We start from the raw sequence: 15,670 nt of genomic DNA, 5'->3' as shown, positions 1-15,670 counted from the left end.
TGGGGCAGCTTTGCGCTTTGGGGCACAAAAAAGAAGTGAAATTAGAGTATGAAAAAAACATCGTTAAATCTTGCAGTGGCATTGATTTTATCTGCAACCAGTCAATTGAGTTTTGCCAGTGATGCTGACTTAAAACAGCAGCTGAGCAGTTTGAAACAACAAATTGAAACCCTTCAACAACGCTTAAATGCTGTTGAAGCACAACCCCAAGCCAAAGCTGCTGTCGTTGCACCAGTGAATGACAGCGTAGACAGTTATAGCAGTGAAGATGCCGAAGGATCTGAATTGGCTGCTGGTCCAACACCGGCAACCTCAGATGATATTGAAGGTGTACGTTCCGATTTAGAAAACTATAAATATGATCAGTCGCGTCAGTATGAACGCCAAACAGTGAAGTCAGCACGTGATACGACTTTATTCGGTACGGTGCAACTGCGTGCCAATGTGCAAGACAATAACACTGCACCCAATACGCCAAAATCAACCTTTGATGTCGGTACGGCACTACTTGGGGTGCGCGGTAATTTATTTAAAGATTATAACGAAGGAAAGAACCTCGATTACCAAGCCTCTTTTGGGTATTCAAAGCGTAACGACGGCACCAACAACAGCAACTTTAACTTGCTCGATGCTTACTTACGCTATCACGTGCTGTCGACCAATGGTGGCGCAGAGGTCTCTAAATTAAACCTAACCTTAGGTCAGCAATTGCTGCCATTTGGTCTAGACGTGCAGTCACCTGAAGATTTACGTCCAACCATCAGTACAGCAACCGCACCAACTTATTTGGGTTTATTTACCCGTCAAAATGGCTTGATTGTTCGTGGCGATGCAAAGCCATTTGTCGACTACGGTGCGAACTACCGTGCGCCGTTGTTTGAATATGCGATTGGTGTGACCAACGGTAATGGCAGTAACAAAACCGATGACAATAACGGCAAAGATTATATTGGTCGTGTGGCATTTACCTTACCTGTGGACTATGCAAGTTGGTTACGTGAATTCAAAGTTGGCGCGTCTTATATCAAAGGTGAAGCCAAACTTTCTAGTCTTGGTATTTTAGACAATAAAGCAAAGCGTGACCGCCTTGGTTTTGACGTCTATTACAATCACGCACCGTTTGGCGTGACGTATGAATATCTACAAGGCAAGACTGATTACATCGACACGACTGCACTTGCTGTAAAAGAAGCCAAAGCAGAAGGGCATACCTTTACCGCGTTCTATACCTTGGGTGACCAGTTCTATAACAGTATTAAATCCAATGCCAAATTTGACGATTTCTGGCCGAAATCGATTCAAGGTTACTACCGTTACGACAGCTATAACCCAAATAAAAATCAAAAAGATTACTTAGATACCGCGAGTGGCCGCATCGGTGAATACGACATTCATTCACTAGGTTTAAATCTGTTTTTTGCCCAGACCACCAAATTCCAGTTACAGCTCAATCATTACATCTATGACATTGAGGCTGCGACACAGAAAGACACCAATGAACTGCAAGCGCAATTCCAATACACATTCTAATTCAATCATTTAATTCTATAGGACCGTTAAATATGAAACTTTTTTCTAAAAAAATAGCCGCAACATTCTTGGCCTTATCGGCACTGGGACTCAGCTTGCAACTGCATGCAGCCAATCCCAAAGAAATCCGCATTTCTATGTCAGGTGCGGGTGAAGGTGGTAAGCCTAAAACAGGGGGTAGCTTTGTCGCTTCAGCGCATTTACGCGGTGTATTAGAGCAAGAATTTAAGAAAGATGGCATTGCTGTGAAGTGGTTATTCTTCCCAGGTGCAGGCCCTGCAACCAATGAAGGTTTAGCCAACGGTAAAGTCGATTTTGCTTTACATGGTGACTTACCTTCATTGGTGGGTCGTTCTACTGGACTTAAAACTAAGGTTTTGTTCTCAACCGGTCGTTTTGGTCCAACCTATGTGGTGGTTCCTGCTGGATCAAGTGCTAAGTCTTTTGCTGATCTAAAAGGTAAGAAGTTTTCAATTTTTAAAGGTACAAATCAACAAATCGTTTTTAACCGTGTCTTGGCGAAATATGGCTTTACCGAACGTGACCTACGCGTGATTTCGCAAGATGGTTATTCTGCGCGTACATCTCTAGCAACAGGTGATATTGATGCCGCGATTACTTCACCATTTAGTTTGGTTTCACGTGGAGTCGCAAAAACTTTAATTGAAATTAAAGATCCTAAAGTTGCCCCGATTGCACATTTTTGGGTAACTGAAAGTTTTGAAAAACAATACCCAGAAGTGACACAACGTGTCGTCACGACACTGATTAAACAAGCACAGTGGAGTTCGGAAGAAGCCAACCGTGTCACCCAATATAAGCTTTGGTCACAAAGCGGTATTCCATTGGTCGACTATCAAAAAACCTGGGATGGCTGGAACCTAAAAGATCGTACCAATCCATTGCTAGATGAATTTCATCGTTCACAAATCGACAGCGCATTAAAAATTGCCAAAGATGCAAAACTCATCCGCCGCGATGTGGATACCAAAACCTGGTACGAACCAAAGTATTTAAACAATGCTTTAAAAGAACTGAATTTGCAGAACTATTGGCGTGCATTTAATGCCAATGGCCAGCCAAAATAATTCAGGAATGTGGTCATGAATCCGATTGAAACAAATGTTGTCTCTACCCCTTTAACCGCGAAATTCATGAGCAGTTTTGTGCTGCTGACGATTATCGCCGGTTTAGGGGTTGGGGTTGCCCGTATCTTGATTTCATTGTACGCCGTGCAACTTGAAGCGACAGAGCTTCAGCTTGGATTGATTGCTGCAGCACAAAGTGTCGGTATCTTGTTTATGGCGCTGCCGATTGGTGTTTTGGTGCAGCGCCTGGGTTCCTTAAAAGTTTTTAGTATGGGCAGTGTGATTGGTGCAGCTTTATATGCACTGACACCGCTGCAGGAAAGTGCTTGGTATTTACTCATTGTGACGGCATTGGTGAGCTTTGTTTTACCGATGCGCTTTGTCTCAATTAATACCGTTTTTCTGAGCAATTTAAAACGTCTTGGGCCGGCCAAAGCAGGTTGGTTCCGCGGTTCTCACATGATGGGTTTTTTCCTCATCGCACCTGTTTTAACGGTATTACTGATTCAACAGTTTGGTTATGGTGGCAGCTTTTACTGCGTGGCGTTGTTATTTTTGGCAACCCTGATTTTTGCGCCATTTTGCTTTCAGCAGATTCATCAAACCGCAGCCAATGCACCGAGCTTTCAATGGCGTGATGTGGTTGCACCACTGGCATTACTGAAAACCCATACAGCTCTGCGCATGGTCTGTGCTTTAGAGTTTTTAAGCAGCGTAGCGAATAGCTATTTTGGCTTTTTCATTGTGGTTATCGCCATTCAAAGTTTCTCACTGTCTGAATCTGTAGCGGTAATGTTACTCACGACACAAGGCATTGTTTTTGTCGGTTCGTTATTCACATTGGGTGGCTTGGCTGAACTGATTGGTTATCCGAAGTTTTACTGGATCGGACTGAGCTTAATTAGTAGCTCATTACTGATTTTAGCCTTTACCTCAGTCACTTTTTGGATGTGGCCAGCATCACTGATGTTAGGACTCGGTTTGGGCATGTTGCACATTGCCAACTTTATGTCCTTTGCCAAAGTGGGTGAACAAACCGCAATGGCAAAAATCTCACCCATCTTGGCTTTAGTTGGTCCGGCAGGTGGCTTGTTTGGCGGCTTTTTAGGAGCAGCCTTCGGTGCCAGCATCGGCTTACAGAATTTATTTTTCCCAATCGGTCTGGCCTTTATCGGACTGATTTTAGTGATCTCTCGTGATCAGGCGTTTCTCTCTTTTTTAAAACCTGATGATTTAAAACATATAGCAGAAGGACAAGAATCATGAGCCTTACGAATGTAACCGCACATTCGGTACAGTGGCAAAGTTACCGTAGTGCATTTGAATTTTTTAAGAAATACCTAAAAGTAACCTTGCAATTGGCTTGTGGTCTACTGCTACCGGTGTTGTTGTTGGGTGTTTGGTATGTGGCAACAGTGCAGCACTGGTTGCCAGAACAAATTTTGCCTGCGCCGCAATTGGTGTGGAGCACAACCGTTGAACTGTGGCAATCGGGTGATTTGCAATTTCACTTTGCCACCAGTGCTAAGCGTATTTTATGGAGCGTCTTACTCGGTGTCAGTCTTGGACTGAGCCTTGGGATCTGGTTTGCTTTATCACAACGCGCGCAAAGTTTTGTTTTACCGAGCATTCATTTGCTTACGCAATTTCCGATCATTGGCTGGATTCCACTGTTAATGATTTTCTTGGGCATTGATGAAGCCTTGAAGATTGTTGCGATCTCGCTTGCGGTGGTTTCTCCAGTGTTGATTGCAACCTTTAAAGGTATTCAACAAGTACCGAACCGTTTGCTTGAAGTGGCGCAGGTTTATCAATTCTCTAAATTTCAGACTTTTTCCAAAGTGATTTTACCGGCAAGCCTACCCGCCATTATTAGTGGCTTACGTCAAGGTGTGATGCAAGCATGGTTAGCCTTGGTGTTTGTGGAATTACTGGCAAGCAGTGAAGGGATTGGCTTCCTGATGGTTTGGGGACGTCAATTGATGCAGATGGATATTATTTTCATGGGCATCATTTTAATTGGCATCACGGGCTTTGTTTTGGACAGCGTATTGGCTGCCTTTGAACGCCTTGCTCGTTTTTACGCAACACGAGTAGGGGGCTAATCATGTCAGAACTCAGTCTTGAACAATCCAATATTCCTGCAAATTCAAACTTGGACAAAAGCATTAAAGTACTGCAAGCCTTGATTTTACCGATCGCATTTATTGCACTTTGGTCGCTGGCGTCAGCTTTACAGTGGCTCGATCCTAAATTGATTCCATCGCCAGTCACGGTATTAACGGGTGCTATCCAGAGCTTTAGCCAACCCGAATTTTGGCAAGGCTTTGCCGCAAGCCTCGGTCGTAACTTCACCGGTTATGTGATTGGTGCAAGTCTAGGGGTGGCTTTTGGTGTGGCACTGGGCACAACCCGTTGGGTCAATTGGTTATTTGCACCGGGCTTTAACGTATTACGTCAGGTGTCACTGTTTGCATGGTTGCCGTTGATCTCGACCTTTTTAGGCTATGGCAACGGTGCAAAAATTTTATTTATCAGTCTATCGGTGTTTTATCCAGTGGCATTACACAGCTTGGAAGGTGTCAGCAGCATCAGCGCGAAATACAGTGAAGTCGCAAGAGTCTATCAATTTCCGAAACTGTATACCTACCGCAAACTCATTTTGCCGGCAGCGAGTCCACAGATTTTTGTCGGTCTGCAATTGGGTTTAATTTTCGCGTGGTTGGCAACGGTGGGATCAGAATTTTTACTGGCAAATTACGGCGTTGGACTCGGTAATTTGGTCATTCGTGGTCGTGAGCAATTTAATGTGTCTTTGATTATTTTAGGCATGCTGACCATTGGTTTTGTCGGGGTGATTTTAAACAGCATCCTCAGCCGTATCGAACGTAAAGTACTGCGCTGGCAGCAGCGGAGTTAGGAGAAATAACAATGAAAATACTCCCGAAATTTTGGCAAAAAGCCCTGTTGGCAGCCGTCATAACTAGCAGTTTGGTGGCAGGTTGTACGACGCAGAAGGTTGATAAAACCACGTCAAAGGACGTGACGCATTTACGTTATCAAAGTTATCCAGGTTTGGTGTCGCTGCCTGAATTGGCGCAGGACTTGGGTTACTTGGGCAAACTTAAACTGGATTACGTCGGCACAGTACAAGGTGGACCACAAGACTTACTCACTTTGGTGTCCGGTGACGTCGATTTTGCTTCAGCGTTCAATGGCGCCGTGGTGAAAGTCATTGCTGCGGGTTTAGATGTGGTGCCTGTGATCGCATCTTATGGCAGTGATGAAGACATGAACGTGGGTTTTTATGTTTTAGAGAACAGCCCGATTCGTAGTCCACGCGATTTTATTGGTAAAAAAGTCGCAGTGAATGCCTTTGGTGCACATTATGAGTTTGTCGTAAAAGATTATTTATTGCGTCACGGTTTAACAGAAAAAGAAATTCGTGAGGTTGAATTGATTGTCTTGCCACCTGTCAGCACCGAACAAGCGCTCCGTAATGGTCAAATTGATATTGCGGTGTTCTCGGGGATTTTAGAAAAACGTGCACTTAAAACTGGTGGAGTTCGTCCAATCTTTAAAGATGTTGAGCTGTATGGTCCATTTACTGCGGGCAGTTACGCGATGCGTAAGGATTTCATTGCAGAGCATCGTGATGCAGCAAAAACCTTTGTGAACGGTGTGGCTCGTGCACAAGAGTGGTTGCATCACACACCAAAAGAACAAATTGTGGCACGTATGGAAAGCATTATTGATAAACGTCAGCGTAATGAAACCAAAGTGTTGATTCCGTATTACACGGGAACTGGAGTGAAAGATGTCGGCGGCGTACAAAAAAATCAAGACTTCGAGCCATGGGTGAATGCCTTGGTGCAAGAGCAAAAATTAAAACCGAATCAATTGAATGTGAGCACGCTGTATAGCAATGAATTCAACCCTTATGCAGCACAGAAAAATTAAGATTAGAAAAGGAATACAACAATGACCAGTGCCTTAAATTTAGATCATGTGCGTAAGGTTTTTCCTGCGCAGAATCATCCCAATAGCAAAAATTATAAACCTGAATTTGTCGCGGTTGAAAATGTCACTTTAGATATCCAACACGGTGAATTTGTTTCCATTGTGGGGCCAAGTGGCTGTGGTAAATCAACCTTACTTGACCTGATTGCTGGACTGACTAAGCCATCTTCGGGGCAAATTTTACTCAGTGGTAAGCAAATTACTCAGCCAGGTCTGGATCGCGGCATTGTGTTTCAGCAATACGCACTTTATCCATGGCTGACTGCTTTAGAAAATATTGAATTTGGTCTGGAAGCCAAAGGCGTGGACAAGAAAACCCGTCGGGAAAAAGCCCAGTATTATCTGCAATTGGTGGGGCTTTCAGGTTTTGAAAAGCATTATCCGAATGAGCTTTCAGGCGGGATGAAACAGCGTGTCGCGATTGCGCGAAGCTTAGCGTATGAACCTGAAATTTTATTGATGGATGAACCGTTTGCCGCACTGGATGCGCAAACCCGTGAAACCTTGCAAGAAGAACTGATTAAGATTTGGCAAACCTCGAAGAAGACCATTGTTTTCATCACCCATAGTATTGATGAAGCGATTTTCCTCAGTCAACGCGTGGCGATTATGACCTCAAGACCGGGACGGATTAAGGAAGTCATCGACATTCCAGCCAGCCTGAAAGCCAAAGGTGAGGATATCCGTTCAACGGCTGAATACGGCAGAATTCGTCATCAAATCTGGTCGCAGCTCAGCGAAGAGGTGATTAAGGCGCAAGCACTCGAAAAAGACAAACAGCTTGCTCACGCATAAATAAATTAGAGGATTATTCATTATGTCATCGACTCAACAGGCGATTCCACATCGCCAAACTTATACTGTGGCAAAACCACGCTTACAACTGACTTGGCTCAATACGATTTTTAAACGCAGTATTGCCATCGTGTTGTTCTTATTATTATGGGAAAGTTTGCCGCGCTTAGGTGTGGTGAGTCCAGCCTTTTTACCGCCATTGTCTGTAGTGTTGGATACTGCATGGCAGCTGTACCAAAGTGGACAACTGGGTACGCATTTTAGCGCCAGTATTCAACGCTCGATTATTGGTTTTGTTTTGGCCTTAGCCATTGCCATTCCACTGGGTTTGATCATTGGTTGGTATAAATTGGTGGCAGAAACTTTAAACCCATTGTTGGAGCTGTTTCGTAATACCACAGCGCTGGCATTAATGCCGTTGTTTATTTTATTTCTAGGCATTGGTGAAGCATCTAAAATCAGTTTATTGGTTTACGCCTGCACATGGCCGATTCTGTTAAATACCATTACCGGTGTACAAACAGTCGATCCTTTGCTGATTAAATCAGCACGCACCATGGGCTTAAAACCGTATCAACTGTTCCGTAAAGTCATTTTACCAGCATCAGTACCAACCATTTTCGTTGGTATCCGTTTGGCAGGGGCGATCTCCATCCTTGCGCTGGTTGCGGTTGAGATGTTTGGTGCCAAAGCCGGTCTGGGTTACCTGATTATGTATTCACAATTTAGTTTTGAAATTCCACAAATGTTTGTGGGGATTTTAGTGATTACTTTAGTGGGCTTATCTTTTAACTATATTTTGATTGGGTTGGAAAAATACTTTACCGCTTGGAAACGTAATCCATCAGAATAATATTAATATCTAAAAATTAAAATGCAAAAAAGCAGTGTTGATTCACTGCTTTTTTATGTTTTCTAAGATAAGAAATCTACGAGCTTTAAAATAAATAAAATATTAAATTTTTTATTTTGAATTAAAATAAAGCCTTTAAGATAATTGATATAGATTTTTAATATTTATGCTAGGTTTTTATTTTAAAAAATAGATTTAATTATAATAATGCATATTTCATTAAACGCGTGCGAATCACGTTACGTGTCACGCCCAGTAACCTTGCAGTATGCACCTGATTGTATTCACAGTAAGTATAGGCACTACGAATAAATTGTTCTTCAATTAACTCATTGATATTGAGTTGCGGCAATTGCTGTGAGGCTTGGAACAAATGTTGAAAGGTCGATTGCAACAATTTTTCAGCATCGGTGTTGGCCAAAATTTCCGGCAAAGCGTTGTTGTTTAAATCATTTTGCGGTGCACTTTGATTTTGTCCTTTGCTACGACTATGTAACAGGTTTGAGAAGCGAATATCCTCCGGTTCAATCACACCATTCTGACTGACCAAAACTGCATGGTGAATGGTATTTTCCAGTTCACGAATATTGCCCGGCCAACGATGTTGTAACAGCTTTTTAACCGAAAGTGGACTGATACGTAACGGCGTTGCATGCGGGTCAGTTTGATAGCGTTCCACAAAGAATTTAGCCAAGGGTAAAATGTCATCGCGACGCTCTGAAAGCTTCGGAATACGTAGCAAAGCGACATATAGGCGATAAAATAAATCCTCACGGAATTTGCCTTCCAGCACTGCTTTTTCAAGGTCGACATTGGTTGCAGCAATGATGCGTACATTGATCCGAATCGGCTTGAGCGAGCCGACCCGAACAATCTCCCGTTCTTGTAAAATACGCAGTAATTTTACCTGCATAGACAGCGATAAATCACCTATTTCATCTAAAAATAAGGTGCCATTATGCGCCGCTTCAAACCAGCCAATCCGCTGATGAATTGCACCGGTAAACGCACCTTTTTCGTGACCGAATAATTCGCTTTCTGCTAATGATTCGGTTAAAGCACCACAATTGACTGCAATAAAAGGGCCTTTGGCACGGTGACTTAGGGCATGAATTTGTCTGGCAACCAACTCTTTACCGGTACCGGTTTCACCAATAATCAAGGCATTGGCATCGCTTGGCGCAATTTGTTCAATGCGCTCCAGCAGTGCCTTTGACAATGGATCTTCAAAGACGGTCGCTCGTGCGCGTTCGTAGCGAACCGTCTGACTGACGCTAGGATGCGTTAATATAGACATATGATTTGCTTCATTATAAAAATTGAGCTCATCATGAAATATTTAATATCGAAAAATAAATAATAAAACGATATTTAATTATCTGTTTTGCTGCATAAACGCTTTTTGATAAATATATCTGTTAAATAGATAAATGAAGCATGCATAACTAAATATTAAATCGAGATAAATAATCAGCCAAAAGTATTTTATATTAACAACATCATAAACACAGAGTAATTATAATGACAATCACAGCCGTTAACGTACGTAACCAATTCAAAGGCGTTATTCAAGAAGTATTAGAAGGGGACGTTGTTTCAGAAATAAATGTGGAAACCAAAGCCGGTTTGTTCACTTCAATTATTAGTACCCGTTCAGTCAAAGATCTTGATCTGAAAGTCGGTTCTGAAGTGGTGGTATTGATCAAATCGACAGAAGTGTCATTGGCGAAGCTTTAATTCGCCATTGCCTCAAGCTTTACAGGAGAATTGAGATATGACACAGCAACAGACCGGCCATGTATCTATTCAGCAACTCAGTAAAACCTATCCGACTCAAAATGATGAAGCATTAACCGTGCTGGACGATATTAATTTAGACATTCAACCGGGTGAATTTATTAGTATTGTCGGTAGCAGTGGTTGTGGTAAATCCACACTGTTACGCTTATTGGTTGGACTGGAAAATAGCTATCAAGGCCAGATACACGTTGATGGTAAAAAGATTTTTGGCACCAGTTTAAACCGCGGGATTGTGTTTCAAGATCACCGTCTTTTTCCGTGGTTAAGTGTGACAGAAAATATTCGCATTGCATTGCATCAAAGCAATTTAAGCCGTGCCGAAGAAGATCTAATCATCGATGAGCATTTAGAATTGGTCAAATTGACCAAGTTTAAAGATGCTTTTCCATCGCAACTTTCAGGCGGGATGAACCAGCGTGTTGCCATTGCACGAAGTCTGGTGAATCGTCCGGAAATTTTATTTTTAGATGAGCCGTTTGGTGCACTTGATGCCTTAACCCGTCAAAACCTGCAAGATGAATTACAGCGGATTTGGCAGGCAGAAAAAATCACCATGGTGATTGTGACCCATGACGTTGAAGAAGCGGTATTTTTAGGTGATCGTGTGGTGGTGATGCAGCCACATCCGGGTCGAATCAAACGCATTGTGGATGTACCGGTTGCGCATCCGCGTAAACGTGAAGATGTGCGTTTACACAATATTAAAAATAATATTCTGCTCGATTTTAGCGATCCTTTAAAAGACCAATTACACAGCAACAAACAGCCAGCGAAGTTTTCAGATTATCAATTTGCTTGGTAATTGTGCTTTATGTGTTATCCAAAAGCCTGCGTAAAGTAGGTTTTTTTATGTCGAATTAAAATGATCTGGCATAAAAAATCCCTCATGAATGAGGGATATTCAACTGATTTTAAATTAAGACGCTTTCACTTCCTGACGTGCCAAAACATATTGGTTTTCTGGACGTTTTAAACCTAGGTTTTCACGTAAAGTTTTGCCTTCATATTCAGTGCGGAACAGGCCACGACGTTGCAGTTCAGGTACCACTAAATCAACAAAATCATCTAAACTCGCTGGGGTTGTTGGTGGCAAAATATTAAAACCATCCGCGGCTTCATTTTCAAACCAAGCCTGAAGTTCATCGACCACTTTTTCAGGTGTACCAATAATGGTCCAGTGACCGCGTGCGCTTGCGATCCATTGGTACAACTCGCGAATAGTAAAATTGTTTTGACGGGCAATGTCTAAAATCAGTTGGTTGCGGCTGGCACCATTTTCAATTTGACCGATATGTTCAGGTAAAGGTTCATCGAGGTTGTATTGACTGAGGTCTTCGGTAAAACCGCCCAATTGCTGTAGCAAAGATAAACCGAGTGATGGGTGAATATAGCTGTTCAGTTCATCATATTTCGCTTTTGCTTCTTCTTCGGTTTCCGCTACAAAAATCGAAACACCCGGCATAATTTTCAGGTCATCGGTATGACGGCCATATTTGACTAAACGTTGTTTAACATCTTTATAAAAGGCTTGTGCATCTTCAATTTTTTGCTGTGCAGTGAAAATGACTTCGGCAAATTTAGCCGCCAATTCACGACCATCTTCCGATTGACCGGCTTGTACAATTACCGGATAGCCTTGCGGTGGACGCGCGATATTGAGTCCGCCATGTACGGCTAAATGTTTACCTTTAAAACGCGGTGGATGCAGTTTGTCACCGTCAAAGAATTGACCAGTTTTTTTGTTGTACTCAAAGGCATCATCTTCCCAGGTATCCCACAGTTTTTGTGCCACTTGAATAAATTCATCGGCACGTTCATAGCGTTCTTTCGGATGCGGCGCATCGTTTAAACCAAAGTTTTTCGCTACGATTGGACCCGAAGTAGTCACCACATTCCAAGCCGCACGACCTTCAGATAAATGATCGAGTGAGGCGAATTTACGGGCCAAATTGTACGGTTCTTCATAGGTGCTTGAAGCGGTGGCAATAAAGCCAATATGCTCAGTGACTGCAGCGAGTGCTGAAAACAGTGAAACAGGTTCAAGACCTGCGGAAAAACCTCCTGTTAAGCCTAAATTGGGCGTGGTGTCTGGGTCGACTGTGACTGGAACATCGGCAAGAAAATACGCATCAAACAGGCCGCGTTCAGCGGTTTTTGCCAGTTCAATAAAATATTTTAGATTATGACTGTCTTGTGGGCGAGCTTCGGGATGGCGCCAACCTGCAACGTGTTGTGATGTTCCCGGTACAAAAGCACCTAAGCGAATTTGACGTTTAGCCATGTTAATTATCCTATTTTTTATCTTGTTTCAATCTTTGTACTTCATTTGAAGTAACGTAAAAAGCCTGCTCTAAATGAACAGGCTCAAGCACAATTTATGAAGCTTTGCTTTGCTGTTTTTCTAAAACATATTGATTTTCAGGACGTGCTAAACTTAAGTTTTCACGCAGTGTCGTGCCTTCATATTCGGTACGGAATAAGCCACGACGCTGCAGTTCAGGCACAATAAAATCAACAAAGTCATTCAGACCGGCAGGGGTCGTCGGCGGCAAAATATTAAAGCCATCTGCACCTTCATTTTCAAACCAGTTTTGCAGCTGATCTACTACTTGTTTCGGTGTACCAATCAAGGTCCAGTGACCACGTGCGCTGGCGATATATTCATAAAGTTGGCGAATGGTGAAATTATGCTTGCGCGCAATATCAATCATCATTTGCTGACGACTTGAGAAGTTAATGTCGGCATCTTCAAGTTTCGGGAACGGGGCATCTAAATCATATTTCTCTAAATTAATCCCGCCCGATAAACCTGACAGTAAACTTAAACCGACTTTTGGGTGAATTAAGCTATTGAGTAATTGGTATTTTTCCTGCGCTTCTTGTTCAGTTTTCGCAACGAAAATTGACACGCCTGGCATGATTTTAAGATCATCTGGCTGGCGGCCATACTTGGCCAAACGGCTTTTCACATCACGGTAAAATTCTTGTGCATCGGCTAGATTTTGTTGTGCGGTGAAAATCACTTCAGCATATTTGCCTGCAAGTTCTCGGCCATCTTCGGATTGTCCCGCTTGCACAATCACAGGATAACCTTGCGGTGGGCGAGAGACGTTTAATGGTCCTTGTACACTGAAATATTTGCCGCTATGTTGAGGTTCATGGATTTTATCGGCATGGAAAAATTGACCACTTTCCTTGTTGTAAATAAAGGCATCATCTTCCCAAGAATCCCAAAGCTTTTGGGTTACTTCAATGAATTCATCGGCACGTTCATAACGTGTTTTAGGATCCGGATGCTGTTCTAGGCCGAAGTTACGCGCGGTATCAGCTGAAGCCGTTGTCACGACGTTCCATGCGGCACGACCTTTAGAAATATGGTCCAGCGAAGCAAATTTACGTGCTAATAGATACGGATCTTCATAGGTGGTTGATGCCGTCGCAATAAAGCCCAGATTTTTAGTCACTGCAGACAGCGCAGCAAACAAGGTCACAGGTTCAAAGCCGACGCCTTTATCCCCTAAGCCCAATTCACCTTCAATTGCCGAACCCCAACGAACGGATAGGCCATCTGCTAAAAAGTAGGCATCGAATAAACCTTTCTCTGCGGTTTTTGCCAGTTCGATAATGTAATCAATATTCAAATGATCTTGAGGGCGAGATTCAGGATGACGCCAGCCTGCAGCATGTTGAGCGGTCGCGGGAATAAAGGCACCGAGTTTAATTTGACGTTTTGACATTGTTATATCCTATGGATTCTAATAAATATTCAGAACATCTCATTCAAACTTTGTGCCAATGATAAATACTAATTAAAACAATAATATAAAATACATAATATTTTTATGTGTTTAAGATTCAACAGTAAAAACGTTGCTTTGTTTCAAATCAGACAGTAGAAAAAATGCAGTACTTATATGAAAAGCTATGTATTGGTCGAAAAGGGATAATCTCTATTCTTATGTTGTTTTTTAGATAGATCAAAATGGTGTGATCTTTAAAAAGCGGCATAAAAAATGCCCCGAAGGGCATTTTAAATCGTTCTTGGATTAAGATGTCTGAGCTTGTTGTTGTGCCAGCACATATTGATTTTCAGGACGTTTTAAACCTAAGTTTTCACGTAAGGTTGTACCTTCATATTCGGTACGGAACAGGCCGCGACGTTGCAGTTCAGGCACAATAAATTCCACAAAGTCATCCAGACCCGCGGGGGTCGAAGGGGGCAATACATTGAAGCCATCCGCAGCTTCATTTTCGAACCATTGTTGTAATTGATCGACCACTTGTTTAGGTGTACCAATCAAGGTCCAGTGACCACGTGCTGAGGCAATATATTCATACAGCTGGCGAATGCTAAAATTATGTTTTTGTGCAATTTCAATCATCATTTGCTGACGGCTGCTAAAATTGATTTCTGTTTCATCAAGTTTTGGAAATGGAGCATCTAAATCAAATTGAGATAAATCAATATTGCCTGCCAAACCGGAAAGTAAGCCTAAACCAACATCTGGATGAATCAGGCTATTCAACAACTGATATTTTTCTTGCGCTTTTTGCTCGGTTTTTGCCACGAAAATCGACACGCCTGGCATGATTTTTAAGTCATCGGCATGGCGACCATATTTGCTTAAACGTGCTTTGACATCACGGTAGAAGGTTTGTGCATCATCCAAACTTTGTTGCGCAGTGAAAATGACTTCGGCATATTTTGCTGCAAGTTCACGACCATCTTCCGACTGACCGGCTTGTACAATGACCGGATAGCCTTGCGGTGGACGAGGAACATTCAGTGAACCTTGTACATTGAAATATTTGCCTGTATGTCGCGGTTCATGCTGCTTGTTGGCATCAAAGAATTGACCGCTTTCTTTATTATATAAGAACGAATCGTCTTCCCAGGAATCCCAAAGTTTTTGGGTGACTTCAATAAATTCATCGGCACGTTCATAACGGACTTTTGCATCTGGATGCGCAGTAAAACCAAAATTACGTGCCGTATCCGCCGAAATAGTGGTCACCACATTCCATGCAGCACGACCTTTTGAAATGTGATCTAGTGAGGCAAATTTACGTGCCAAAAGGTAAGGTTCTTCATAGGTGGTTGAGGCCGTGGCAATAAAACCAATGTGCTTGGTCACTGCTGAAATGGCAGCAAATAATGTTACGGGTTCAAAACCGACAACTTTGTCGCTATAACCAATACTTTGCTTGTTTTTGGAAGCGCCATGACTCCAGTTCACCGATAAACCGTCGGCAAGAAAATAGGCATCAAATAAACCTTTCTCAGCAGTTTTTGCCAATTCAATAACGTAATCAATGCTTAGATGATCTTGTGGACGAGACTGCGGGTGACGCCAGCCTGCTGCGTGCTGTGAGGTGGTGGGAATAAAAGCACCCAGTTTAATTTGTCGTTTCGACATGGTCATACCCTGTTGTAATCATTCATTTTCACAGGGTTATAACAAGGAATTAGAAGCTTGGAAAATACGATAAAATTAAATCCTTATAAAATATATGGGATAAGGATTTAAATCACATTTATCAGCCTTTTGCAGCGGGTTTTGCAAAGAGCATTGATTTGCTTAAA

14 protein-coding genes are annotated in these 15,670 nt (G+C 42.5%); 10 read left to right on the top strand and 4 right to left on the bottom strand.

What is annotated here, in order from left to right; translation table 11 throughout:
- The first annotated feature begins 48 nt into the window (after positions 1 to 48).
- Genes HLH14_RS11435 through HLH14_RS11400 form a run of 8 tightly spaced genes read left to right on the top strand, consistent with a single transcriptional unit; the run spans position 49 to position 8,286 of the window.
- On the top strand, positions 49 to 1,530 hold the full coding sequence (locus HLH14_RS11435; RefSeq protein WP_086193926.1) for a porin family protein: 1,482 nt from the start codon (positions 49 to 51) through the stop codon (positions 1,528 to 1,530).
- A 32-nt stretch (positions 1,531 to 1,562) separates the two neighbouring features.
- Positions 1,563 to 2,618, top strand: a complete 1,056-nt coding sequence (locus tag HLH14_RS11430) for an ABC transporter substrate-binding protein (RefSeq protein ID WP_086193925.1) — start codon at positions 1,563 to 1,565, stop codon at positions 2,616 to 2,618.
- 15 nt (positions 2,619 to 2,633) lie between these two features.
- On the top strand, positions 2,634 to 3,884 hold the full coding sequence (locus HLH14_RS11425; RefSeq protein WP_086193924.1) for an MFS transporter: 1,251 nt from the start codon (positions 2,634 to 2,636) through the stop codon (positions 3,882 to 3,884).
- Complete coding sequence (locus tag HLH14_RS11420; protein WP_086193923.1) at positions 3,881 to 4,723, top strand: ABC transporter permease; 843 nt, start codon at positions 3,881 to 3,883, stop codon at positions 4,721 to 4,723. Before HLH14_RS11425 ends, HLH14_RS11420 begins: the two co-directional genes overlap by 4 nt.
- 2 nt (positions 4,724 to 4,725) lie before the next feature.
- Entirely contained in the window at positions 4,726 to 5,538 is an 813-nt protein-coding gene (locus HLH14_RS11415) for an ABC transporter permease (protein ID WP_086193922.1), read from the top strand.
- Positions 5,539 to 5,549: 11 nt separating this feature from the next.
- A complete protein-coding gene (locus HLH14_RS11410; protein ID WP_171533087.1) occupies positions 5,550 to 6,578 on the top strand; it encodes an ABC transporter substrate-binding protein in 1,029 nt (342 codons plus the stop codon).
- A 21-nt stretch (positions 6,579 to 6,599) separates the two neighbouring features.
- Positions 6,600 to 7,433: an ABC transporter ATP-binding protein gene (locus HLH14_RS11405; RefSeq protein WP_086193920.1), complete on the top strand. Its 834-nt coding sequence runs from the start codon at positions 6,600 to 6,602 to the stop codon at positions 7,431 to 7,433.
- Positions 7,434 to 7,455: 22 nt separating this feature from the next.
- The gene (locus tag HLH14_RS11400; protein WP_086193919.1) at positions 7,456 to 8,286 is read left to right on the top strand and encodes an ABC transporter permease; all 831 of its coding nucleotides are present in this window, start codon (positions 7,456 to 7,458) and stop codon (positions 8,284 to 8,286) included.
- A 199-nt stretch (positions 8,287 to 8,485) separates the two neighbouring features.
- On the opposite strand, the gene HLH14_RS11395 is transcribed toward HLH14_RS11400, so the two are convergent.
- On the bottom strand, positions 8,486 to 9,583 hold the full coding sequence (locus HLH14_RS11395) for a sigma-54 interaction domain-containing protein (RefSeq protein ID WP_086193918.1): 1,098 nt from the start codon (positions 9,581 to 9,583) through the stop codon (positions 8,486 to 8,488).
- Between the two features lie 224 nt (positions 9,584 to 9,807).
- Between HLH14_RS11395 and HLH14_RS11390 the strand changes: the two genes are divergently transcribed.
- Together HLH14_RS11390 and HLH14_RS11385 are read left to right on the top strand one after the other, a co-directional pair.
- Positions 9,808 to 10,023: a TOBE domain-containing protein gene (locus HLH14_RS11390; protein ID WP_086193917.1), complete on the top strand. Its 216-nt coding sequence runs from the start codon at positions 9,808 to 9,810 to the stop codon at positions 10,021 to 10,023.
- A 37-nt stretch (positions 10,024 to 10,060) separates the two neighbouring features.
- On the top strand, positions 10,061 to 10,888 hold the full coding sequence (locus HLH14_RS11385; RefSeq protein WP_086193916.1) for an ABC transporter ATP-binding protein: 828 nt from the start codon (positions 10,061 to 10,063) through the stop codon (positions 10,886 to 10,888).
- 114 nt (positions 10,889 to 11,002) lie between these two features.
- Here the strand turns inward: HLH14_RS11385 and HLH14_RS11380 are convergent, their stop codons facing one another.
- The 3 genes from HLH14_RS11380 to HLH14_RS11370 all read right to left on the bottom strand — a co-directional run bounded on the left by HLH14_RS11380 (position 11,003) and on the right by HLH14_RS11370 (position 15,503).
- On the bottom strand, positions 11,003 to 12,367 hold the full coding sequence (locus tag HLH14_RS11380) for an LLM class flavin-dependent oxidoreductase (RefSeq protein WP_171533086.1): 1,365 nt from the start codon (positions 12,365 to 12,367) through the stop codon (positions 11,003 to 11,005).
- Positions 12,368 to 12,461: 94 nt separating this feature from the next.
- A complete protein-coding gene (locus tag HLH14_RS11375) occupies positions 12,462 to 13,823 on the bottom strand; it encodes an LLM class flavin-dependent oxidoreductase (RefSeq protein WP_171533085.1) in 1,362 nt (453 codons plus the stop codon).
- A gap of 309 nt (positions 13,824 to 14,132) precedes the next feature.
- Positions 14,133 to 15,503, bottom strand: a complete 1,371-nt coding sequence (locus HLH14_RS11370) for an LLM class flavin-dependent oxidoreductase (protein WP_086193913.1) — start codon at positions 15,501 to 15,503, stop codon at positions 14,133 to 14,135.
- Positions 15,504 to 15,670: the final 167 nt, after the last annotated feature.

It is taken from the genome of Acinetobacter terrae (genome assembly GCF_013004375.1).
GTDB classification, from domain to species: Bacteria; Pseudomonadota; Gammaproteobacteria; order Pseudomonadales; family Moraxellaceae; genus Acinetobacter; species Acinetobacter terrae.
This window is presented reverse-complemented; position numbering and strand designations above follow the sequence as displayed.